This is a genomic window from Streptomyces rishiriensis, from assembly GCF_030815485.1.
Taxonomy (GTDB): domain Bacteria; phylum Actinomycetota; class Actinomycetes; order Streptomycetales; family Streptomycetaceae; genus Streptomyces; species Streptomyces rishiriensis_A.
The window spans coordinates 203,651-226,361 of the sequence record NZ_JAUSWV010000002.1 but is presented as its reverse complement, the minus strand read 5'-3'; the positions used below and the strand labels follow the sequence as shown (position 1 = coordinate 226,361).

Sequence of the window (22,711 nt, the reverse complement as noted above, 5' to 3'; positions counted from 1 at the left end):
GTTCCATGACCGACGCGAAGGACGAGCGGCGGCCGGCAGGCGAACTCGAAGCCGCCGTCATGGCCGCGCTGTGGGCCGCCGGGGCCCCGCTCACGCCCGGCCAGGTGCAGACCGAACTCGGCTCCGGCCTGGCCCGGACCACGGTGGCGACGATCCTGATCCGTCTGCACGACAAAGGCGTTGTCAACCGTGGGCGGGAGGGGCGCGGCTACGCCTACTTCCCCGTGCAGGACGCTCCCGGGCTCACTGCCCGGCGCATGCATACCGAACTCGACCGGGACGCCGACCGGGAGACGGCCCTGGCCCGCTTCGTCGCCCAGCTCAGCCCCGGCGACGAGCAGCATCTGCGCCGGCTCCTGGAGGGTGACGAGCGATGATTGCTCTGCTGCTCGTACCGCTCGTCCTGCCCTTCCTCGCGCGGCCACTGGCCCGCCGAACCCTCGGCCGCCTGGCCCCCGCCACCGCGCTGTGGGTCCTCACCGCCTCGGCCCTGGCACTGGCAGGAGCCTGTATCGCCGCCCTCGGAGCCCTGGTCCTGACCGGACTGCTCAAGCTCCCTGCCTTCGCCGCCCTCGGCGAACTGATCCACCCCCTGCGGACGCCCTCGGACTACCTCGTCCTCCCCGCCGCCATGGCGGCCACCGGAGTGCTGACCCTCAGTGCCTGGAACCTCGTACGCTCGGCCTTCCGGCAGACCCGCACCTTCCGTACCGCCCGAACTCAGGCCGACCGCCGCCCCGCCGCCGGCGACCTGTGCGTCATCGACTCACCCCACCCGGACGCATACGCCCTACCCGGACGGCCCCACCGCATCGTCGTCACCACCGCCATGCTGCGCAGCCTCGGCCCCGCCGAGCGGGAGGCCCTCTTCGCGCACGAACGCGCCCACAACCAGGCCGGTCACCACTACTTCCTGGCCGCCGCCGAACTCGCCGCCCACTGCCATCCCGCCCTGCGCGCCGCCCGCGACACCGTCCGGCTCGCCGCCGAGCGGGCAGCCGACGAGGCCGCCGCCACCGCCATCGGCGACCGACGCCTGCTCGCCACGGCCATCGCCCGCGCCGCCCTCGCCTGCCACGCCTCCCCGTCCAGCCGCCCGGACTTCGCACCCGGGGCGACGACCGGCCCCGTTCCGCAACGCGTCACCGCCCTCCTCCAACCGTGCGAGGGGCGCTCACGCGCCAAGCGCTTCACTGCGTCCCTCCTCGTGGCCTGCACGGTCTTGTCCGTCGCCACCGGAGCGGCAGGCGTCGTCGACTTCCACCACGAAGTAGAGGTCGCCCAGGGCGAGGAGGCTCCCTGACCAGTTCGGAGCCGGCGGCCTGACCACGAGGCCCTCGCTCTGCCCGCCCAGTGATCATTCCCGGGCGAGGGTCGGCTCCAGCCGCCGCAGGGTCACCAGTGGCACGCGACCGGAAGAGCGACGAAAACGGCGGAGCGCGCGGCAGAAAGGGCACGCGGGGAGCTGGAGAGCGGCGTCCTCGCCGCCCTGTGGGCCGTGGACGAGCCGCTGACCGCACGGCAGGGTTCGTGTGCTGGAGCGATGGGCCGACGAGGAGGCCGCGGCGCGGATCGGCAGCCGTACGGTCGTCGCCCGCGCCGCCGGACGGGCGGCTCTCGCCTCCGCCGTCCTGCCACGCCCCGCCGCGCTGGCCTCGACCGGCGGGGCGGTACCCCAGCGGGTACAGGCCCTGCCGGCTCCGCCTCCCGAGCGCCGCCCCCTGCCTTTCGCGGCGGGCGCCCTCCTGCTCTCCCTGTGCTGCGCGAGCCTGGCCAACGCCGCGTCGGACAGCGAGAGGCCTGGTCGAGCGCGCGGAACGCGCCCGGTGCGCCGCGGACGCCGGGACACCGGGCACGGTGTGGGCGGACCACCCTGCACAGCGGCCGGACGTCCGCTGCCACCAGGGTGGAACCGACGGACATGGAAGACACGGCAGGTGGTGGCGTAGTACCGCGGTACGACGTGCGCGGCGCGGTTCAGCCTTCCGGTACCACCGGATCGGAGCAATTCGGCGCTTAGCGTTGCCGGTGCGGCGTCGGAAGCGACGGACGCCGGTGGCCGACAGAAAGAACGCGAATGATCGACGCACGGCAGTTGACCAAGAAGTACGGCGAGAAGACGGCCGTCGACGGGCTGGACTTCGTCGTGCAGCCGGGAACGGTGACCGGCTTTCTGGGCCCCAACGGCGCGGGCAAGTCCACGACGATGCGCATGATCGTCGGCCTCGACGCCCCGACGAGCGGCTCCGTCACCGTGAACGGCCACCGGTACGCCCGCCACCAGGCACCCCTCCAGGAGGTCGGTGCCCTCCTGGAGGCGAAGTCGATCCATCCGGGCCGCTCGGCGTACAACCACCTCAGGGCCCTCGCACTGACCCACGGCATTCCGGGCCGCCGGGTCGATGAGGTCATCGACCTCGCCGGACTGGGCAGCGTGGCGAAGAAGCGGGCCGGCGCCTTCTCCCTCGGGATGGGACAGCGGCTGGGCATCGCCGCGGCGCTGCTGGGCGATCCGCAGACGGTGATGCTGGACGAGCCGGTCAACGGGCTGGACCCGGAGGGTGTGCTCTGGATCCGCAACCTGCTGAAGACGCTTGCCGTAGAGGGCAGGACGGTCTTCGTGTCCTCGCACCTGATGAGCGAGATGGCCCTGGTGGCGGACCACCTGATCATCGTGGGGCGCGGGCGGCTGCTGGCCGACACGACCGTGGCGGACCTGATCCGCGAGGCGGGCGGCGACACGGTGAACGTCGCGACGCAGGACCCGGCGCGGCTGCGGGACGTGCTGGCGGGACCGGGCGTCGAGGTCACCGGCCGGATCGGCTCCGAGGAGCTCCAGGTGACCGGGCTGACCACCCGCGAGATCGGGCTGAAGGCAGCGGAGCACGGGATCGCGCTGTTCGGCCTGAGCGCGCGGACCGTGTCGCTGGAGGAGGCGTTCATGGACCTGACCAGGGATGCGGTGGAATACCACGGCTCCACGCCCGGGATCGAGACCCTTGGGAGGCCCGCATGAGCACCCTCACCGCAACTGCCGAGGAACCCCGGACCACGCCCGTCCGACCCGTCTACCGGGTGACCGGACGGCGTGTGCTGTCCTCCGAGTGGGCCAAGCTGTGGTCCCTGCGCTCGACGTGGATCACCCTGGGCCTCGGCCTGCTGTTCCTGGTGGCGTTCGGCCTGATCTCCGCGAGCCACTACAAGTCGGGGATCAATTCCGGCCACACGGATCGGGACTTCGCCGATGCGACGGCCGTCAGTCTGTCCCTCTTCGGTACGAACTTTGCCCAGCTGGCCCTGGGGGTGCTCGGTGTGCTGGTCACTGCGGGGGAGTACTCGACCGGCATGATCCGCTCGACGCTCGCGGCGGTACCGCGCCGGCTGCCCGTGCTGTGGTCCAAGGCGGCCGTGTTCGGGCTGGTCGCGCTGGTCGTGGGGACGCTGGGCGGCTTCGTCGCCTTCCTGATCGGGAGCGGAATCGTCTCGGGCACGCCCGCGGCCATGAGCCTCTCGCACACGGGTGTCCTGCGGAGTCTGCTGGGCGCGGGACTCTACCTCGGCCTGGTCGGGGTGATCGGCACCGCCCTGGGCGCGCTGCTGCGGTCAGTGGCCGGCGGAATCTCGGTGCTGGTGGCCGCCCTGATGCTGATCCCGGGACTGATCTCCCTGCTGCCGAGCTCCTGGCAGGACGACATCAGCCCCTACCTGCCGTCCAACGCCGGGGAGGCTGTGTTCGCCCTGACCCACGACTCCACGACCCTGTCACCGGGCGTCGGACTGCTGGTCTTCCTCGGCTGGACGGCGCTGGCGCTGGGCGGCGCGGCGTACCGGCTCGTGCGCAGTGACGTCTGACGCCTGCACCATGGACAGGTGACGCCCGTGACCACCGATGACCTCAGCGGGATGGGACCGCTGGTCGCCCGTCTGTCCCGAGGCGGCCAGCGGTTGCGGCAGGCCGACAGGACACATCCGTGGGTGCTGGACACCGCGGTCGTCGTCCTGGTCTTTGTGCTGTTCTGCCTGCCCGACCTGTTCCACGGCGGTGGGGACAACGGCGACGGCGACGGCGACGGCGACGGTCCGCGCCGGTTCCGCCTCGCCCTCACCCAGCTGCCCGTCGCGGGAATGCTGGCCTTCCAGACCGGACTGGTTCTGCCCCTGCTGTGGCGGCGACGCAAACCCCTCGTGGCCTTTGCCGCCATCACCGTGGTGTTCATCGTCCAGTGGTCCGTGGGCGCGGCGCTGCGCGCGGACGTCGCCCTGTTCATCGCCCTGTACAGCCTCGCCCTGCACGGATGGCTGCGTCAGCTGCCGTGGGCCTGTGCGGCCATGGCGACCGCCATGGCACTGGTCGCGGTCCGGGTGTCCTCGGCCGTGTCCGTGTGGGACGCGCTGTTCTTCCTGCTGAGCACGGCGACCGCGGCCCTCGCGCTCGGCCTGATGGTACGGATCCGCCGGGCCCAGCTCGCTGGACTGCGGGACCGGGCCGCCCGGCTGGAGATCGAGCGCGACCAGCGCAGCAGGCTGGCCACGGCCACCGAACGCACCCGCGTCGCCCGCGAGATGCACGACATCGTCGGCCACAACCTGTCCGTCATCATCACGCTGGCCGATGCTGGCGCCTACGCCACCGACATTGCCTCCGAACGTGGCAAGGAGGCGCTCCAGCTCATCGGCGATACGGGCCGCCAGGCCCTCGGCGAACTGCGGCGCGTGCTCGGCGTGCTGCGCGAGGCGACGGACGGCGGCTCCCCGGGCGGGCCCGAACTCAGCCCACAGCCCGGCATCTCGGACATCGAGGTACTCTGCGCCAAGGTACGCGCCGCAGGGCTCGAGGTCGTCTACCGGACCTCCGGCGACGTGGACGCTCTCGACAGCGGCGTGCAGCTGACGGTGTACCGCATCGTCCAGGAAGCCCTCACCAACACACTGAAGCACGCCGACACCGACACCCTTGTGCGGCTGGCGATCGTGGAGAAGGACACCCGGCTGACCGTCCGGGTCCAGGACACCGGCCCGGCCCTACGGCCCGGACCGCCGAACGAAGAAGGACACGGTCTGGTGGGCATGCGGGAGAGAGCGGCTTTGTACGGAGGCACCGTCAGCGCGGGGCCGGCGGGTGACGGAGGATGGAGCGTCGAGGCCGTTCTCGACCTCACGCCGCAAGGTGGTGACGAATGACCACCGTGCTCATCGTGGACGACCAGCCCCTGCAGCGCTACGGCTTCCACCTGCTCCTGGACTCCGTCGCCGAGACCGATGTCGTCGGTGAGGCCGCCCACGGCGCCGAGGCCGTCCGCAAGGCGGCCGAACTGCGCCCGGACGTCGTCCTGATGGACGTTCGCATGCCCGGCATGGACGGCATCGAGGCCACCCGCCGCATCGTCGCCGCTGGGGGCCGTTCGCGTGTTCTCGTGCTCACCACCTTCGACCTCGACGAGTACGTCCACGCCGCCATCCGGGCCGGTGCAAGCGGCTTCCTCCTCAAGGACGTGCGCCCCGAGGAACTCCTTGCCGGCATCCGAGCCGTCGCCTCCGGCGACGCCGTCATCGCGCCCGCCCTCACCCGCCGTCTCCTGGACGAATACGCCCGCTACGTCCCCGCTCACCGCGCAGGCTCCGCCGAGGACTCGCGACTCGGCTCCCTCACCGACCGCGAGCGGGAGATCCTCGTCGCCGTCGGCAAGGGCTGGACCAACGGTGAGATCGCCGCCCGGTTCGTGCTGTCCGAGTCCACCGTCAAGACCCACGTCGGCCGCGTACTGGCCAAGATCGGAGCCCGCGACCGCATCCAGGCCGTGATCTTCGCCTACGACCACGGCCTCGCCCGGCCCAACGCGGACTGAGCCGATCGAGCGGCGGCCGGGCGGCCCGCTCGCCGGCCGCGACACATGGTCATCGGCCGCGCAGTGCGCCAGGTTGGCGGCGTCCGTCAGAGTTCCGGACGGTAGCCGTGCGCCCCCATGTGGCGCAGCTTGCCGGCTATCTGCTTCTGGTGGGTACCGCTGGTGTCGAACAGGAAGGCGCGCACGATGTCGCTGCCGGTAGCCCTCGCCACGTAGGCGGCGTCCGCGAGCGAGGGCGCCTTCGCGGCGGGCCGGACGCCGTAGAGGTCCTGGAGGTCGGAGCCGACGTAGGCGTAGCGGTGCTGGAGGGGCCCGACAATGCCGGACGCCGGAGACCTTCAGTTCTCCCGCCGCGCTCGGCGGGACCTGGCGGGCGCCGGGCGGTTCGGTGACGGTGACGTCCGCGCCGTTGGTGAGGCGGGCGTCAACGATGCACGGTCATGCAAGCCGATGGCCCGAGGTCGCCGGGTGGGGTCTACTCCGTCGCTCCGTCGCTCCGTCGCTCCGTGCGTCCAGCCGGACCACGAAGCGGTCGCGCCATAGCGTAAGTCCGGAATGATCCGGACATACCGTCGCCTGGATCCCGTCTTACGGAGGCACCTCGACATGACCGTCGCCAAGCCCGAACTCACCGGGGACTACGTTCTCGACCCCGCCCACACCCAGATCGGCTTCGTCGCCCGCCACGCCATGGTGACCAAGGTCCGCGGCGTATTCCACCAGTTCGAGGGCACCATCCATCTGGATGGCACGGATCCGACCCGATCCACCGCCCAGGTGGTGATCAAGACCGAGAGCATCGACACCGGCGTCGAACAGCGCGATCAGCACCTGCGCACCAACGACTTCCTGGACGCCCCCACCTTCCCCGACATCACCTTCCGCTCGACCGCGGTCGAGCCCCGCTCCGACACCGAGTACCGCGTCACCGGCGACCTCACCGTCAAGGACACCACCCGTCCGGTCACCATCGACTTCGAGTACACCGGCAACGCCGTCGACCCCTACGGCAACCTGCGGGTAGGACTGGAGGGATCGGTGACCATCTCCCGCAAGGAGTTCGGCGTGACCTGGAACGCGGCCCTGGAAGGTGGCGGCGTGCTGGTAAGCGACAAGATCGTCCTGGAGTTCGACATCTCCGCGATCAAGCAGAGCTAGCTAGGGCCTGTCCGATGGATCGCACGACTGGACCACGGGCGCATCGTTTCCCTGTCTCCGAACGTGCGCACTGAACGCGTCGGTCGGGGTCGGCTGCCGACACGGAGGGCGTCCAGCGTCCAGGTGCCGCCGCAGTACCTGCCGGAGCAGTTTGGGCGAATAGCGGTTAGGCAGCGGCGTCGCTCGGCCTGACTCCCCGATCCCTCAAGTTCGACGACGTGGGGCCGGACCGCCCCTGACCTGGAACCTGTACCAGGCCAGGGGCGGCATCCTCTCGCCCTTGACGCGGCGGCGGTTACGCGGCCGTCAGGCCAGATGCTCGGTCATGCGCAGAGTCACTTCCCGTGCCTCGCTGACGATTCGCCGCACGAGATCCCCCGCCGGTGCGATGTCGCGCACCAACCCCTGGGAGAGGCCGACGGACCAGATTCCGGCGTCGAGGTCACCGTCCTCGAAGACGAGGCGTCCTCGTGCACCGGTAACCAGTGGCTGGACATCGGGGAAGGTACCCCCGTCGGCCAGGATACGGACGACCTCGTCGCTGACCGCGTTGCGGGCCACCCGAGCGGTGTTGCGCAGTTGCCGGAAGATGAGACGGGTGTCGAGTTCGGAGGCGTCGATGATCCGCTGCTTGACCGATTCGGCGACCGGCGCCTCCGCCGAGCACAGGAAGCGTGTGCCCATGTTGACCCCGTCCGCGCCGAGCGCGAGTGCCGCAGCGAGCCCCCTGCCGTCGCAGAATCCGCCTGAGGCGATGAACGGGATCGTGAGCGCGTCGGCGGCCGCGGGGATCAGTACCAGACCGGGGACGTCGTCCTCGCCGGGGTGCCCCGCGCACTCGAAGCCGTCGATCGAGACCGCCGCCACGCCCAGCCGTTCGGCCTTGACGGCATGCCGGACACTTGTGCACTTGTGGATCACCCGCACGTTGTGCTCGGCAAAGAACTCCATGTGCGGTTCAGGACTCGACCCGGCGGTCTCGACGATCGTGACCCCGGAGTCGACGATCGCGCGCCGGTACTCGTCGTAAGGCGGTGGTGTGATCGTCGGCAGGATGGTGAGGTTGACGCCGAACGGCTTGTCGGTGAGCTTGCGGGTGCGCTCGATCTCGCGGGCGAGCTCTGCCGGGCTGGGCTGGGTGAGCGCGGTGACGATGCCGAGGCCGCCGGCCTCCGAGACGGCGGCGGCCAGTTCCGCCCGGCCCACCCACATCATCCCGCCTTGTACGACGGGGTACTCGATGCCCAGGAGCTCCGTGAACCTCGTCCGCAGCCGGGGCGCGGACGGTGCGGCCTCACTCATAGATCTCACCGCGTTCGGCACGCTCGACCAGTGAGCTCGGCGGGATGAACCGGGCGCCATAGGCCGAGGCCAACTCTCGGGCCCTGGCGACGAACCCGGGCAGACCGCCCTCGTACTGGTTGACGTACTGCAGGACCCCGCCGGTCCACGCGGGAAAGCCGATGCCCTGGATGGATCCGACGTTGGCGTCGGCCACACTGGTCAGCACTCCGCTGTCGAGGCAGTCGATGGCCTCGAGGGACTCGGCGAAGAGCATGCGTTCCTGGAGATCCCTGAGCGGCGGTACGCACCGGCCCGAGCCGTAGCGGTCGCGGACGCCGGGCCAGATGCCGAGCCGTTTGCCGGAGTCGTCGTAGTCGTACCAGCCGGCGCGCTCGCGCCGACCGATGCGGCCCTGTTCCAGCATCCAGTCCACGACGTCCTCCGAAGGATGGGCCACCCAGGTCCGGCCCTCGGCCTCCTCGGCCGTGCGCGTCTCGATGCGGATCCTCTGTGTCAGCGACAGCGTCAGCTCGTCCAGCAGCTGGAGTGCGCCCGCCGGGTACCCGGCCTGGAGCGCGGCCTGTTCGACGCTGGCCGGTTCGACTCCCTCGCCCACGGCGGCGACGGCTTCGGCGATGAAGCAACCGATCACGCGGGAGGTGAAGAAGCCGCGCGAGTCGTTGACGACGATGGGGATCTTGCCGATCTGCAGGACGTAGTCGAAGACCTTGGCGAGAGTCTCGTCGCTGGTGTGCTCGCCACGGACGATCTCGACCAGCGGCATCTTGTCGACCGGGCTGAAGAAGTGGATGCCGATGAAGTCGCGTTCCCGTGCGACGCCTTTGGCCAGCAGGGTGATGGGCAGGGTCGAGGTGTTGGATCCGAGCACTGCGTCGTGCTCGACGATGTCCTGGATCTGCTGGAAGACCTGCTGCTTGAGCGGTGCCGACTCGAAGACCGCTTCGATGACGAAGTCCACTCCGGTGAAGTCGGCGGCCTCGGAGGTCGTTGCGATCCGGCCGAGGAGCGCGTCGGCCCTCTCCTGGCTCTTTCCTCCGGCCGTCACTGCCTTCGCCTCAAGGCCGCGCGCGTAGTCCTTGCCCTTCTCCGCGGCCACGGTCGTGACGTCCTTGAGGACGACGTCGATGTCGGCCTTCGCACTCACGTAGGCGATCCCCGCGCCCATCATTCCTGCGCCGACGACCCCGACCTTGCGTGCGGTGAAGCGCTCGAAGCCCTCCGGCCGGCTCGCGCCCGAGGTGATACGGCGCAGGTCGAAGAAGGACGCCTTGATCATGTTCTTGGTGATCTGGCTGGTGATCAGGCTGACCAGGTAGCGGGTCTCGACCAGCGAGGCCGTGTCGAAGTCGAGGCGGGCCCCCTCGACGGCGGCGGCCAGGGCGGCCCGCGGCGCGGGCATCGGTGTTCCCTTGGTCTGCTTGCGCAGCAGGCCGGCCAACGCGGGCAGGGAAGCGGAGATTCCCGGGCTTTGCACGTCTCCGCCCGGCAGTTCGAAGCCCTTGGCGTCCCACGGCTGTACCGCTTCGGGGTGCTCGGCGATCCAAGCCCGTGCCTTCGCCTCGGCCTGCCCGGCGTCCTCGACGACCTCGTCGATCAGCTCCAGCGCCAGAGCTGCCCGGGGGCTGAACTCCCGCGCGGGCAGGATCACGTCGGAGAGCGCCTTGTGCAGGCCCAGCATGCGGACGGTGCGGGTGATGCCGCCGCCGCCAGGGAGCAGTCCGAGACTCACTTCCGGCAGACCGAAGCGGCTGCCGGGCGTGTCGGTGGCGATCCGGTGGTGTGCGCAGAGGGCGACCTCCAGGCCACCGCCCAGAGCGGTGCCGTTCAGTATCGCGACGACCGGCTTGCCCAGGCGTTCCAGCCTGCGCATAAGTCCCTTCATCCGGTTGATGTAGGCCGTCTCCTCGGCCGCCTTGTCGGCACTGCCCGCGCTCAGCCGGTTCAGGTCACCCCCCGCGAAGAAGGTCTTCTTGGCGGACATGAGCAGCACCCCGGCGATCTCGTTCCGCTCAGCCTCCAGTCGTGGAACGGACTCCTCCAGTCCGGTCATGAAGGCGTCGTTCATGGTGTTGACCGATGAGGAGGGGTCGTCCAGGAGAAGTGTGACGACCCTTTCGGCGTCCCGTGCGTAAGTGATGGCGGATCCGGACATGTCGTGGCTCCCATTCGGTAAGCGATGGCCCAGGCGTCAGAGGCGTTCGATTACGGTGGCGATGCCCATCCCGGCACCCACGCACAGCGTCGCGAGGCCCCGGCGTCCGCCGGTACGCTCGAGCTCGTCCAGTACGGTGCTGAGGATCATGGCCCCGGTGGCACCCAGCGGATGGCCCAGCGCGATGGCTCCGCCGTTGACGTTGACCTTGTCGTCGGGGATCTTGAAGTCTCGTTGCCACTTCATGACGACCGCGGCGAAGGCTTCATTGAGCTCGAACAGGTCGATGTCCTCGGTCGTCAATCCTGCCTTCGCCAGAACCTTCCTGGTCGCGGGGGTCGGCCCGGTGAGCATGATGGTGGGATCCGCACCGGTGACGGCGGTCGCCACGATCCGGGCGCGAGGGACGAGTCCGAGACGCTCACCGATCTCCCGGTTGCCTATCAGGGTCAGCGCCGCGCCGTCGACGATGCCCGAACTGTTGCCGGCGTGGTGGACGTGGTGAATCCGCTCCAGGTGGTGGTACTTCTGCAGCGCGACCGCGTCGAAGCCCGCCTGTGCGCCGGCGGCGGTGAAGGAGGGGGAGAGGGCCGCGAGTTTCTCCACGGTGGTACCGGGTCGGCGGTGCTCGTCGTGGTCGAGCACCAGGACGCCGTTGAGGTCGCGCACGGGCACGACCGACTTGCCGAACCGGCCTTCCCGCCAGGCGGTCTCGGCCCGTTCCTGCGAGCGGGCGGCGTAGGCGTCGACGTCCTCGCGGCTGAAGCCCTCGATGGTCGCGATCAGGTCGGCGCCGATGCCCTGGGGGACGAAGTACGCGTCGTACGCGGTGGTGGGGTCCTGTGCGTAGGCGCCGCCGTCCGAGCCGATCGGGACCCGGGACATCGATTCGACACCGCCCGCGAGAACGAGGCTCTCGTAGCCGGAGGCGACCTTCTGGGCCGCGAGGTTGACGGCTTCCAGCCCCGAGGCGCAGAAGCGGTTGACCTGGACGCCGGCCACGGTGTCGGGCAGCCCGGCGACCATGGAGGCGGTGCGGGCGATGTCACCGCCCTGCTCGCCCACGGGGGAGACGACACCGAGCACGATGTCGTCGATCCGGTCCGGGTCGAGGGTGGGGTTGCGTTCCCGGACCGCGTGGATCAGGCCCACGACCAGATCGACCGGCTTGGTGCCGTGGAGGGCGCCGCCGCGATTCTTGCCGCGTGGCGTCCGGACGGCGTCGTAGATGTAGGCGTCGGACATGACGCTCCCTTTCTTGGGACGGGACGTTGCCCAGAAGGAGTCGGATACCGCTGCGCGGGACACCGGGAAGCTCGGCGGGGGAGGGCTCCCGCAACCCCGAATGGAGAACCGCGGCGAACTACAGGCCCAGGTCGCGGCCGACGATCTCCTTCATGATCTCGGTGGTGCCGCCGTAGATGGTGGTGATCCTGGAGTCGAGGTAGTCATGGGCGATGCGGTACTCCAGCATGTAGCCGTAGGCGCCGTGGAGTTGAAGACAGCGTCCGACGATGTCGACGTAGTGCTCGGTGGCCCAGAACTTCGCGGATGCCGCGTCCACCGCGGTGAGTTCGCCGCGCGAGTGCCGGGTGAGCAGTTCGTCCAGGTACACGCGGCCTACCCGGGCTGTCGTGACCATTTCGGCCAGCTGGAAGCGGGTGTTCTGGAAGGTGCCGATCGGCCGGCCGAACGCCTTGCGTCCCTTGACGTAGTCCAGGGTCCGCTCCAGCACTCCCTCGATGGAAGCCACGGCGTTGGCGGCGATCGAGATCCGCTCCTGCGGGAGATTGCGCAGCAGGGACTCGAATCCCGAGCCCTCCTCACCCAGCAGGTGGGCGGCGGGTACCCGCACGTCCTGGAAGTACAGCTCGCTGGTGTCCTGCGCGTGCAGCCCGACCTTCTCCAGATTGCGGCCTCGTGCGAATCCCGGACGGTCGGCCTCGATCACCAGCAGGCTGATGCCGCCGTGGCGGTCCGGACCGGTCCTGACCGCGGTGACGATGAGGTCGGCGTTCTGGCCGTTGGAGATGAAGACCTTGCTGCCGTTGACCACATAATCGTCCCCGTCGCGGATGGCGGTGGTGGCGATCCCGGCCAGGTCGCTGCCGGTCCCGGGCTCGGTCATCGCCACCGCGACGACGAGCTCTCCGGCGGCGATACCCGGAAGCCAGCGGGCCTTCTGCCGGTCGTTGGTCAGGTCGGTGAAGTAGGGCACCACGATGTCGTTGGACAGCGTCACCGCCGCGAGGCCGTCCGCCGCGGGGTGGCGGGAGAACTCCTCACCGATCACCGCGTTGAAGCGGTAGTCGGTGACACCCCCGCCGCCGTATTCCTCGGGGATGTTGAAGCCCAGGATCCCGGCCCGGGCAGCCTCCTCGAAGAGCTCGCGGCCGACCTTGCCCTCGGTCCGCCAGCGCTCGGCGTGCGGAGCTGCGTGCTTGTCGGCGAAGGCGCGGGCCGTCTCCCGGAGCAGCTCGTGCTCCTCCTCGTAGAGCGACCGCTTGGCGGAGGTCACATCGGTCATCAGGACTCCTGTTTCAGACTCTCGGGTAAGTGGAAGTACGTGCGGTCAGCCGCCCGGCAGGAGCACCGGCTTGGTTGTCAGGCCGGCCCGTTGGTCGGCCACCGCCCGGTCGAGGTCGGCCAGCGGGTAAGTGGTCACCAGGCGGTCGAGGGGTAGCAGACCGCGCTGGTATCGCTGGATCAGGTGGGGGATGAGCACTGCGGGATCGGCGTCGCCCTCCACGCAGCCGCGTATCTGGAGCCCGCGCATCATCAGGGACCGCACGTCGAGGCAGACCTCGGCGGGACCGAGTCCGATCAGGGCGAGCACACCGCACGGCTGGAGCAGGGTGAGCGCGCGGGCGATCGACTCCGGCCGGCCCGTGGTGTCGAGTACATGGGTCACTGACGGCATCGGCTCGTCCAGCGAGGCGACGACCGTGGCACCACACTGCTTGGGGAGCGTGCGCCGGGCCGGGACCGGCTCCGCCACCACGACCTCGACGCCTTCCGAGAGGGCGGTGAGGGCGGCGACCGAGCCCACGCCGCCGGCCCCGAGGACCAGGAGACGGTCGCCGTGCCGGGGGCGCAGGACATTGAGCACCGCGCCCGCTCCGGTCAGGAACCCGCACCCCAGCGGCGCGATCGCCTCCGGGGGGACGTCACCGACGGGAACGCAGGAGCGGGCGTCGGCCAACGCGGCCGTGGCGAAGGACGACTGTCCGAAGAAGGATCCGAAGACGGGCTCTCCCCGTACGCGTATCGTCGGCGAACCGTCGAGACGCCGCCCCGAACCGTTGAGCGCGGTAGCCCATGCGCAGTAACCCGGAAGGCCGGCCCGGCACTGGGCGCATCCGCCGCACGAGGCGAAGGAGACCACGACCCGGTTCCCGACCGCGAGCTCCTTGACAGCTGAACCCAGGTGTACGACGGTGCCGCACCCCTCGTGGCCGAGGACGGCCGGGCGCTCGCCGAGCCACTGCCGGGTGACGAGATCCGTGTGGCACACGCCGACCGCCTCGATCCGGACGATCACTTCGTCGGACCGCGGGTCGTCCAGTTCGGCGTCGACGAGTTCGCTGGGGGCCCCGCCGCGCGAAAGGACTGCGGAGACCCTCATTCGCGTTCCAGGCCGAAGTAGAAGAGGTGACCGCTGTCGGACATCGCAGCAGCCTTGCCGTTCATCACGCCCAGGAGAGTCGTGTCGTCCACCCGCTTGAAGTGGTCGAAGACCGGCATACCGTCGTACGCCATGGTGGCGGTCACCTCGCCACGGAACTCGATGTTCCAGAGGCTGGCCTCGCCCAGGCCCGACGTGGTGTCGGAGTAGAGACCACCGTCATCCGCGCGGCAGATCAACGGTTTGGCGTCGTCCAGCGCGACGAACCGCTTGCCGTGCCACCGGCTGCGGGCGAGTACCCGTTCCACGGGATGGCCGGTCGGGAAGGCGAAGCCCCGCCAGGAGCCGAGGATTGACGAGGCATCGACCGTCTCGAGGTCGGCCCACAAGGCATCGAGCGCGTCCGGGTCGACCGGGCCCGCCGTGGCCCGCAGGGCGTTCCACCGCTCCCGCACGGGAGGCGTGCCGCCGCTCATCGCACACGCAGCCGACGCAGCAGGGCCAGCTGGCCGTTGGTCCGGCGTACGAAGCTCTGCGCCGACTGCCCGGCCGGGGGCCCGAGAGGTATGAGGCGCTGGACGGCGACCGTCTGTGTCTCCGTGTACTTGCGGATGCCCTCCGCCCCGTGCCGGCGGCCGAGTCCGCTGTCGCCCATTCCGCCCATCTCGGCCTCGATGCTTCCCGCCGCGGCGGCCGCACCGTCGTTGATGTTCACCGATCCGGAGCGAATCAGGCCGGCCATCCGGGCGGCTTCGCGGGTGTTCTTGGACCAGATCGACGCGGACAGGCCATAGGCCCCCCGGTTGGCCAGGCTCAGCGCCTCGTCGTCCGTCGTGTACCGGTACAGCGAGACGACCGGTCCGAAGGTCTCCAGGGCGCAGACGTCCATCTCCGGGGTGACGTCCTCAAGGACCGTGGGCTCGTAGAACAGCGGCCCGATGTCGGGACGCGCCCGGCCGCCCGTGAGTACCTTGGCCCCCTTCGCGACGGCGTCGTCGACGTGGGCCTCGACCGCCGCGAGCTGTGCCGCCGAGACCAGCGAACCGAGGTCGGAGGCGTAGTCGTACGACCTTCCCAGCCGCAGCGACTCGGTCACCCGGACCAGTTCGTCGCGGAAGGCGTCGTACACCTTCTCATGCGCGTAGACGCGTTCGACGTGAATGCACATCTGCCCGGTGTTCGCGAACACGGCCACGGCCGTGCCGGCCGCCGCTGCGGCGACATCGGCGTCCTCGCGCACGATGAGTGGATTCTTCCCCCCGAGCTCGAGGGAGGCGCCGATCAGCCGCCGGGCGGCGCGTTCGGCGACGGTCCGACCGGTGGCGGTCGATCCGGTGAAGCAGACGAAGTCGACCGCGTCGACCAGGGCGGTACCCACCACGGCTCCGTCACCGGCAACGATCCGCCACAGGCCGGCCGGCAAGCCCGCCTCGTGCAACAGGGCTCTCGTCCAGAGCAGGGTCAGTGCGGCCTGGGGGTCGGCCTTGGAGACCACGCCGTTCCCGGCGAGCAGTGCCGGGAGCACGTCACCCACCCCGAGGTAGAGCGGGTAGTTCCACGGCGAGACGACCCCGATCACGCCCCTGGGGACCCGCAACTGCTTCACCCTCGTCAGCCCGGGGACCATCCCCCGCACCCGGCGGCCGGCCAGGTACCGGCCGGCGCGGCGCGCGTAGTGCCGGGCCAGGGTCGCTACCTGCGCCACCTCCTGCCAGGCGTGGTAGCGGGCCTTCCCCGTCTCCCACTGGATCAGGTCGAGCACCTGGTGCTGCCGGTCGAGGAGCAGGTCGTGAAAGGCGAGCACGATCTCAGCGCGCCGTGCGACCGGCGTTCGCGCCCACTGTCGCTGGGCGGCCGCGGACGCGGCGGCCGCGGACTCCACATCCTGCGGAACACAGGAGGGAACGGGCGCGACCGGCGACAGGTCGAACGGTGCGAGCGCGGTCAGGGGTTCCGCCGCGCGCGGCTCCCGGCAGGTCTCGTCCCGGTGCACCCACGCACACCAATGTCTGATCAGTTCGTCGGTCACCCACAGGGGGCGCGAGTCGGTCACCACCGTGGGTGAAGGCGCGTGCATCGGGTCCTGCTCCGTGCTCATGAGGGCTCCTAGTGAGGGGGCCTGGCAGGTGCGTGGGTCTGGTCGGTCCGGTGCCGTCACGGCCCGCGCGACTGCGACGCCGACGGTGCCGGGCGGAGACAGCGTTTTAGCGCGTGCACAGGTCTTGCCGACGACTGAACGCATCGTTATGTTAATCAAAAATCACATCACAGGACAACCGTGTGACCTGCTTGAAGTTGGCACCACGTGCGCTTCTGCGAGGTGCCGTCCGACCGCGTGGAAGGTAGGGAAGTAAATGGAAGATCTCACTCGAAGGCGCGCCCTGTCGATCGGCGCCATACTGGGCCTCGCGAGCGTTACGAGCACCCCGAGCGCCTGGTCATGGTCCTCGGCGGGCTCGATCGCCGGAACCGACACGGTCACCGACCCGTTCCAGGTCTGGGACCCGGACGCGGACGACGTCGCGGCGCGGCTCCTCGCCGACGGCTCGATCCCCTCGGTCAACAGGGCCTGGGACTCGTGGGTCCGCAACAAGGACGCTCTGCCGTCCGGCATGCCCGGCTACCTGACCGAGTACCTGAGGGGGGTCAACCAACTCCCCTCGTGGGCCGACCCCGAGCTGCTCGCCGCGTCCGAGAAGCTCTACAAGCGTCTGAACAGCTACCTGTTCGTTTCGGAGAGCCTGGGCAGCGGGATTCTCAGCACCGTGATCCCGCGGGAGGCCAGGGCGGTCTACTGGTCGGCCGGCGGTGCCAACATGAAGGACCGCGCGGCCAAGACCTTCACCTTCGGGTACGACCTGCACAGTCCGACGGCCTGGCAGCCCTCGGGGTACTTCATCGTGAGCGCCAACAAGACGCGCCTGGTGCACTCGGTGGTCCGCAACCTGCTGGTGACCTCACCGCGCTTCATGGAGACAGCGGACCAGCCGAAGCCGATCAGTAACGGTGACATCCTGGTCACCTTCCACTCCGTGGCCACCGTCGCGTACGACAACATGAAGAAATGGGGCATCAAGCTCTCGGCCAAGGAAGAGGCAGCCGACCTGCACGCCTGGCAGGTCGCTCTCCATCTGCTCGGTGTGCAGCGCCAGTTCATCCCTGCCAGCTGGGCCGAAGCGCATAAGCAGGCGGACCAGATGCTGTGGCCGATCGTCTCGCCGACGGTCGAGGGCATCAGTCTGACCAAGGCGTTGCTCGGGTACATCGAGGACGCCACCCTGGGGCTGACCACCGGGTTCGTCAACGAGATGGTCCGCTACCTGATCGGTGACAAGTGCGCCGACTGGCTGGGTCTGCCGCGCGACTGGGTGTCGCGAGGTCTGATCCAGGCCGCCTGGCCGACCTACGTCGCGTTCCGAGAGGGTCTCTCACCCATCGTCCCGGACGGCATCTACCTGTTCGACCAGTTCGTACGCGGCGTCGCGATGATGTTCCTGAACAACGGGACCTCTCCGACACAGACCCCGATCACCCTCCCCGCCGCCAACCGGCCCGGGGCCTGAGCCGGTCGGAGACTCCGCCTCGCGGCCGTCCTGGCGGATCGCGGAGTGCCACCTGCCCGGCGCACCGGAAGTCGCCGCTATCCCAGGCCGAAGGCCGCGATGACCAGGGCGGTGACGGAGCTGCGGTTCTCAGGGGTGTCCTGCCAGTGCAGTCTGCGGCCGGTTTCGACCACGACGCCGAAGCCCGCGTGCACCAGCAGGCGCGCCTGCCGTGGGTCCAACTCTGTTCTCACCATGAGCAGTTGCTGTTCCCACACGGCGATGTGGTCGCGCTGCGCGCGGATCAGTGGCTGGCGCAGACGGTCTGGCAGGCCGACGACCTCGGCCTCGGCGACGCTGGTGAGCGCGGTGTGCTCGAAGCTGTAGGCCACGTAGGTGGCCGTCAGCGCGACCAAGGCGTCGTGCGGGTCGTCGGTTCCCTCGAGGCTCTGGTCGACCGCCTGGGTGAGCAGTTCCGCGGCCTGCAGGCATGCTGCCACCAGGATGTCCATTTTGGTGGGGTAGTGCCGGTAGATCGCGGACGGAACCAGTCCGACCGCCTCCGCGATCTGTCCGTTGGTGACCTTGGCGAACCCGTCCCTCGCGAACAACGGGATGGCGGCGGCCAGGATCTCCGCGCGCCGAGTGCGTGGCACCGGGCGGGCGGGCGGTTCAACGGAGCGCGGTCCGTCCACCCCCGGCGCGGGGTCGGTCGCGGCCACGCTCAGGGCGGACGCCAGCAGGGCACTCTCGGCCCGGCGCTGGGCGATGGAGACGTGATGCGTCGTGATGGATCCGATCACTCCGAGCGCCGCCACGGCACACAGCTCCGCTGACGGTGTCGCGTGCTCGCGGCGTACCGCCTCTGTCACCCTTCCCACTACACGCGCGAACTTCGCCCGCAGGAGCCGTCGGTCCTCGTGGTCGAGGTAGCGGGCCTCCCACCGGTACAGTCCGCCCGAGGCGCGATGGGTCACGGCGACACGGGTGACGGCGCGCAGCAAGTCTGCCAGGTCCGCCTCGGGTGGCACCCCGTCGAGCGCTCCGACCAGCCGGTCCACCATGGTGTTCGCGCACTCGGCGAACAGCGCGTACTTGTTGGGGAAATGCCGGTACAGGGCCGCCGCGCTGATACCCACCTCGGCGGCAATCTCCTCCATGGACGCCGCGTGATATCCGCGCTGGCTGAACACGCGGCCGGCCGCCTCGGAGATGAGCTGTCTGCGGTTGCGTGGCCGCGCGGCCACGAGCGGATCGGCGCTCACCGAGGGGGTGAGGTGTACGGGGACAGAGCCATGCGTGCAAGTCAATCACAGGGCGCCCCAGGGTCAGAAGCCGCCAAGAAGGGGGGCCGGGCATCACGTGATCAATGATTCACATCTATGTGATTTTTGATTAACAAAGTCCTTCTTGAGCGGCTGCTTCGCAGGCATAATGTCGCCCGTCCCCGAGTGCAAGGAGTGGCATGTCCACGGATACGGCTCCCGCCTGTTCCTTCCGTCACCACTGGATGGCGCACGCGGCCACCCACGCGATGATGCGGCCCGACAAGCCCGCCTTGCGATACCTCGGGGTCACCACGACCTGGGCCCAGCTCTCCAGTCGCTCGCTGCGACTGGCCGCCGCGCTCGCCGACCGCGGCGTGCGTGAGGGGGACAGGGTGGCCATGCTCACCCTGAATCACCCGTGGTTCGTAGAGAGCGTCTTCGCCGCGAACAGCCTTGGGGCCATGGCGGTTCCGCTCAACTTCCGGCTCGCGCCGCCGGAGCTCGACTGCATCCTGTCCGACTGCACACCGTCCGCGATCGTGGTCGACGCGCAATTGCTGCCCCGACTCCGCGACGTCCCGGCGATCGACTCCATCGGCACGGTGATCGTCATCGGTGAGCCCGGTGACGCCGGCGGGCGGTATGCCACCTACGAAGGCTTTCTGGCCGGGCACCCGCCGATGGAGCTCCCGGACGTCAGCGAGGAGTCCACTGCCCTGATCATGTACACGTCGGGAACTACGGGGCGGCCGAAGGGGGTGATGCTCTCCCACCGAAACATGCAGGTGCAGGCAATCACCTGCCTCCAGGCGATGGAAATCTTCGACGACTCCGATGTCGGCTTCCTCACCGCCCCGTTCTTCCACATCGCGGGGCTGGGGTCGATCGTCGCGAACATCCTGGTCGGCGGCACGGTGGTGATCCACCCACTCGGGGCCTTCGACCCCAAGGCCGTGCTCGACGCCTATGAACGTGAGGGCGCCACCATCGTCTTCAACGTACCGCAGCAATGGGACCTGATCTGCGCCGAGCCAGGCATCGGCGAACGCGACCTGAAGCTGCGTGTCATCAGCTGGGGGGCCGCCCCCGCGAGCGACGCGACCCTCCGCGCCATGAGCAGGAGCTTTCCCGAGGCGCTGAACGTAGCGGTGTTCGGACAGACCGAGACGTCGCCGATCTCCTGCGTCCTGCGCGGCCAGGACTCGCTGCGCAAGCTGGGATCGGTGGGCCGGCCCATCCCGACCATCCAGTACCGGGTCGTCGACACGGCCATGAACGACGTGCCGGCCGGTGAGGTGGGCGAGATCGTCTACCGCGGCCCCACGGTGACTCGGGGGTACTGGAACAAGCCCCGGGAGACAGCGGAAGCCTTCCACGGAGGGTGGTTCCACTCCGGCGACCTGGTCAAGCAGGACGAGGACGGCTTCGTCTGGGTCGTCGACCGCAAGAAGGACATGATCATCAGCGGCGGTGAGAATATCTACTGCGCCGAGCTGGAGAACGCCATCGCCGAGCACCCCTCGGTCCTCGAGATCGCGGTGGTCGGTCGCACCGACGAGCGCTGGGGACAGGTGCCGGTCGCGTTCGCCACGGTGGCGCCCGGGGCCACCCTGTCGCTGACCCAGCTCACCGACTTCCTCGACGGGCGGCTGGCTTCCTTCAAGATGCCCAAGGACCTGGTGGTGGTTACCGGCCTCCCGCGTAACGCCGGGGGAAAGGTCGTCAAGGGAAAGCTCATCCACGGAGTGATGTAGGGCCATTCCTTCGGAGCACGTCGCTGCACCTCCCTTCCCGTGTTGGCAGCGGCATCACGGCAGAGTGATCTCCTCACCGATCGATTGCTCGCGGGCGGACGCGACGACCAGGGCCGTGGCTGCGGCATCCTGCACGGCCACACCGACGGACTTGTAGAGGGTGATCTGGTCCGGCGCAGTGCGCCCCGCTTTGCTGCCGGCGATGAGTTCGCCCAGCTCGGCGTGCACGTGATCGGCTGTGATGAGGCCGTCGCGGATCGGGGTGAGCAGATCGTTGCTGCCCGCGGGGGGCGGGGCAAGGACGGCCTGGCGGGATTCGACGCACACCAGCGCCTCGGCGACCGTGGCGTCGTCGATCTCACGGCCGGCCGGGTTGTACCCCACGGACGTGATGTGGACCCCAGGTGTCAGCCAGGGGCGGCGGATCACGGGGTCGACGGTGTGCGTCGTCGCGGCGGCGATGTCCGCGCCGTCGAGCGCCTCGGCGTAGCCGGACACGGCCTGCACGTCGGCCTCCAGGGCGTCGGAGAGTTCCTCGGCCAGGGCAGCGGCTTTCGCCGGGTCCCGGCCGGCCACGCGGATGTGCCGGATCGGGCGAACCCGGCAGATCGCGCGGGCGTGGGAACGGGCCTGCACGCCGGTGCCCAGCACCGCCAGCACGGTGGCGTCCTCGCGGGCCAGCAGCCGCGCCGACAGTGCGGAGCAGGCGCCGGTCCGGGCCGCGGTGATGGCCGTACCGTCCAGCAGGGCCGTGGGCTCACCGGTGTCCGGATCAAAGGCCATGATCAGCGCCTGATGGGTAGGCAGCCGTGTCCCGTCATTGTGGGGAAAGAGCGACACCAGCTTGGTCATGAGCATCCCGGCCGACGGCAGAAAGCCCGGCATGGCCGCCAAAAATCCATCGCGTTCGGGCACCAGGGCGGCGACACGGGTGGGTACCGAGGCGCGGCCCGCACTGAGGTCTGCCATCGCCGACGCCAAGGCATCGATCAGCGCATCCACATCGAGCAGGGACTCGACCTGCGAGCGGCTCAGAACGAGCATGCGCCTCAACCTCCTGTTGCCGATCATTCGGCTAGCGACCCCGCAGCCGCAGTCGCGGCACGCAGCGGCGGTCGGCCCGGGGCGTGTCTTCTGCCGCCCTTCGGACTGAGCAGGCACGGGCACCGTAGTCGCGTCCTCGAGTCGGCTGCGGCACCCGCCTCGGCTGACTGGCCGATCTGCAACGGAGTCGTGGGTGCTCAGGGGGAGCGGGTTGGTATGTCGTCGGCTGGGGGTCTCGCGTCGTCTGCGGTTGCCGGGCGGGGGAAGAGGTGATCCTCGAGCGCGTCCATGGCGCAGAGGAATGCCAGCATCAGGGCGGGCACGAGCAGGGCGAGCAGGATCACAGGACCTCCCGGAGGCGGTCGGCCCGTGGAGCCGATGGTGCCGCTTCTCAGGATGGGGCCGAATGGCGCACTGCGCATGTCATGCAGCCTGTCGCAGCGTCGCCGGCGCCGGGTCGGGCCGCCGTCGGCGTGAACCTGGCAGCGAAGGAAGTCGCCGCCGGCGCCGGTGAGGAGGCGTCATAAGGGTGCGGCCGACTATCCGAGCACCGCATCGTCGTGGTCTGGACGCGTGATGCAGTGGATGTCATGATCACGTTGTCGTCGGGTGTGCGCCGGGTACGCAGGGAGAAAACGTGAAGCTGTACCTGGCCGCGCCTCTTGTCCTGGTGGCGCTGCTCATCGCTGTCTCCGGCGTTGCGGCGGTTACCAGGGGCTGGGTGCTTCCCATGAACCGGCGCCATATACGCGCCCCCCGCATCTATGGCTGGGGTCAGCTGGTACTGGCCTTCGCGCTGTGCTGGCAGCTGGTCTTCGGATTGCTGATCAGCGATTCCGGCGTCCGGCCCTTGGGAACGCTGATCGGCGCCGTGATCATCCTTGCCGGTCTCCTCGTCATGATGGTGGGTCAGCTCGGCGGTGGTGAGCGGAACGGAGGCGGCACACCGTAAGCCCTGGCTGAGGGGTCGTGTCCGGAGCCAGGCAATGAAGGCAGCTGCTGTGACGGTGTGCCAAG

The 22,711-nt window shown here is 69.5% G+C and carries 20 protein-coding genes; 10 read left to right on the top strand and 10 right to left on the bottom strand.

Annotated features, from left to right (window positions below; translation table 11 throughout):
* The first annotated feature begins 5 nt into the window (after positions 1-5).
* The 6 genes from QF030_RS03290 (at position 6) to QF030_RS03265 (ending at position 5,846) form a co-directional block, all read left to right on the top strand.
* Entirely contained in the window at positions 6-377 is a 372-nt protein-coding gene (locus tag QF030_RS03290; protein ID WP_307161125.1) for a BlaI/MecI/CopY family transcriptional regulator, read from the top strand.
* Complete coding sequence (locus QF030_RS03285; protein WP_307161124.1) at positions 374-1,303, top strand: M48 family metalloprotease; 930 nt, start codon at positions 374-376, stop codon at positions 1,301-1,303. The genes QF030_RS03290 and QF030_RS03285 overlap by 4 nt, the downstream gene beginning before the upstream one ends.
* Before the next feature lie 774 nt (positions 1,304-2,077).
* Positions 2,078-3,016: an ABC transporter ATP-binding protein gene (locus tag QF030_RS03280; RefSeq protein ID WP_307161123.1), complete on the top strand. Its 939-nt coding sequence runs from the start codon at positions 2,078-2,080 to the stop codon at positions 3,014-3,016.
* On the top strand, positions 3,013-3,852 hold the full coding sequence (locus QF030_RS03275) for an ABC transporter permease (RefSeq protein WP_307161122.1): 840 nt from the start codon (positions 3,013-3,015) through the stop codon (positions 3,850-3,852). The genes QF030_RS03280 and QF030_RS03275 overlap by 4 nt, the downstream gene beginning before the upstream one ends.
* Before the next feature lie 27 nt (positions 3,853-3,879).
* Positions 3,880-5,181, top strand: coding sequence for a sensor histidine kinase (locus tag QF030_RS03270; RefSeq protein ID WP_307161121.1), 1,302 nt, complete (start codon positions 3,880-3,882; stop codon positions 5,179-5,181).
* Positions 5,178-5,846, top strand: coding sequence for a response regulator (locus tag QF030_RS03265; protein ID WP_307161120.1), 669 nt, complete (start codon positions 5,178-5,180; stop codon positions 5,844-5,846). The genes QF030_RS03270 and QF030_RS03265 overlap by 4 nt, the downstream gene beginning before the upstream one ends.
* An 86-nt stretch (positions 5,847-5,932) precedes the next feature.
* Here the strand turns inward: QF030_RS03265 and QF030_RS03260 are convergent, their stop codons facing one another.
* A complete protein-coding gene (locus QF030_RS03260) occupies positions 5,933-6,058 on the bottom strand; it encodes a hypothetical protein (RefSeq protein WP_307161119.1) in 126 nt (41 codons plus the stop codon).
* Positions 6,059-6,452: 394 nt separating this feature from the next.
* Between QF030_RS03260 and QF030_RS03255 the strand changes: the two genes are divergently transcribed.
* Positions 6,453-7,004 (top strand): YceI family protein, encoded by a 552-nt coding sequence (locus QF030_RS03255; RefSeq protein ID WP_307161118.1) that lies wholly within the window; start codon positions 6,453-6,455, stop codon positions 7,002-7,004.
* A gap of 306 nt (positions 7,005-7,310) precedes the next feature.
* Here the strand turns inward: QF030_RS03255 and QF030_RS03250 are convergent, their stop codons facing one another.
* From QF030_RS03250 to QF030_RS03220, 7 genes are all read right to left on the bottom strand, one after another.
* Positions 7,311-8,306: an NAD(P)H-dependent flavin oxidoreductase gene (locus QF030_RS03250; RefSeq protein WP_307161117.1), complete on the bottom strand. Its 996-nt coding sequence runs from the start codon at positions 8,304-8,306 to the stop codon at positions 7,311-7,313.
* Positions 8,299-10,461 (bottom strand): 3-hydroxyacyl-CoA dehydrogenase NAD-binding domain-containing protein, encoded by a 2,163-nt coding sequence (locus tag QF030_RS03245; RefSeq protein ID WP_307161116.1) that lies wholly within the window; start codon positions 10,459-10,461, stop codon positions 8,299-8,301. Before QF030_RS03245 ends, QF030_RS03250 begins: the two co-directional genes overlap by 8 nt.
* A gap of 36 nt (positions 10,462-10,497) precedes the next feature.
* Positions 10,498-11,706 (bottom strand): acetyl-CoA C-acetyltransferase, encoded by a 1,209-nt coding sequence (locus QF030_RS03240; RefSeq protein ID WP_307161115.1) that lies wholly within the window; start codon positions 11,704-11,706, stop codon positions 10,498-10,500.
* A 118-nt stretch (positions 11,707-11,824) separates the two neighbouring features.
* Positions 11,825-12,988 (bottom strand): acyl-CoA dehydrogenase family protein, encoded by a 1,164-nt coding sequence (locus tag QF030_RS03235; protein ID WP_307161114.1) that lies wholly within the window; start codon positions 12,986-12,988, stop codon positions 11,825-11,827.
* 45 nt (positions 12,989-13,033) lie between these two features.
* On the bottom strand, positions 13,034-14,086 hold the full coding sequence (locus QF030_RS03230) for an alcohol dehydrogenase catalytic domain-containing protein (RefSeq protein WP_307161113.1): 1,053 nt from the start codon (positions 14,084-14,086) through the stop codon (positions 13,034-13,036).
* Positions 14,083-14,562: a DUF4334 domain-containing protein gene (locus QF030_RS03225; protein WP_307161112.1), complete on the bottom strand. Its 480-nt coding sequence runs from the start codon at positions 14,560-14,562 to the stop codon at positions 14,083-14,085. The genes QF030_RS03230 and QF030_RS03225 overlap by 4 nt, the downstream gene beginning before the upstream one ends.
* Positions 14,559-16,184, bottom strand: coding sequence for a succinic semialdehyde dehydrogenase (locus QF030_RS03220; protein ID WP_307161111.1), 1,626 nt, complete (start codon positions 16,182-16,184; stop codon positions 14,559-14,561). The genes QF030_RS03225 and QF030_RS03220 overlap by 4 nt, the downstream gene beginning before the upstream one ends.
* Positions 16,185-16,440: 256 nt before the next feature.
* On the opposite strand from QF030_RS03220, the gene QF030_RS03215 reads away from it, so the two are divergent.
* On the top strand, positions 16,441-17,649 hold the full coding sequence (locus QF030_RS03215) for an oxygenase MpaB family protein (protein ID WP_307161110.1): 1,209 nt from the start codon (positions 16,441-16,443) through the stop codon (positions 17,647-17,649).
* Positions 17,650-17,726: 77 nt separating this feature from the next.
* Here QF030_RS03215 and QF030_RS03210 read toward each other — a convergent pair whose 3' ends face one another.
* On the bottom strand, positions 17,727-18,893 hold the full coding sequence (locus QF030_RS03210; RefSeq protein WP_307161109.1) for a TetR/AcrR family transcriptional regulator: 1,167 nt from the start codon (positions 18,891-18,893) through the stop codon (positions 17,727-17,729).
* 200 nt (positions 18,894-19,093) lie between these two features.
* Between QF030_RS03210 and QF030_RS03205 the strand changes: the two genes are divergently transcribed.
* On the top strand, positions 19,094-20,650 hold the full coding sequence (locus QF030_RS03205; RefSeq protein ID WP_307161108.1) for an AMP-binding protein: 1,557 nt from the start codon (positions 19,094-19,096) through the stop codon (positions 20,648-20,650).
* A 54-nt stretch (positions 20,651-20,704) separates the two neighbouring features.
* On the opposite strand, the gene QF030_RS03200 is transcribed toward QF030_RS03205, so the two are convergent.
* On the bottom strand, positions 20,705-21,694 hold the full coding sequence (locus QF030_RS03200) for an ornithine cyclodeaminase family protein (RefSeq protein ID WP_307167451.1): 990 nt from the start codon (positions 21,692-21,694) through the stop codon (positions 20,705-20,707).
* 637 nt (positions 21,695-22,331) lie between these two features.
* On the opposite strand from QF030_RS03200, the gene QF030_RS03195 reads away from it, so the two are divergent.
* Positions 22,332-22,646: a hypothetical protein gene (locus QF030_RS03195; protein WP_307161107.1), complete on the top strand. Its 315-nt coding sequence runs from the start codon at positions 22,332-22,334 to the stop codon at positions 22,644-22,646.
* The last annotated feature ends 65 nt before the right edge of the window (positions 22,647-22,711 follow it).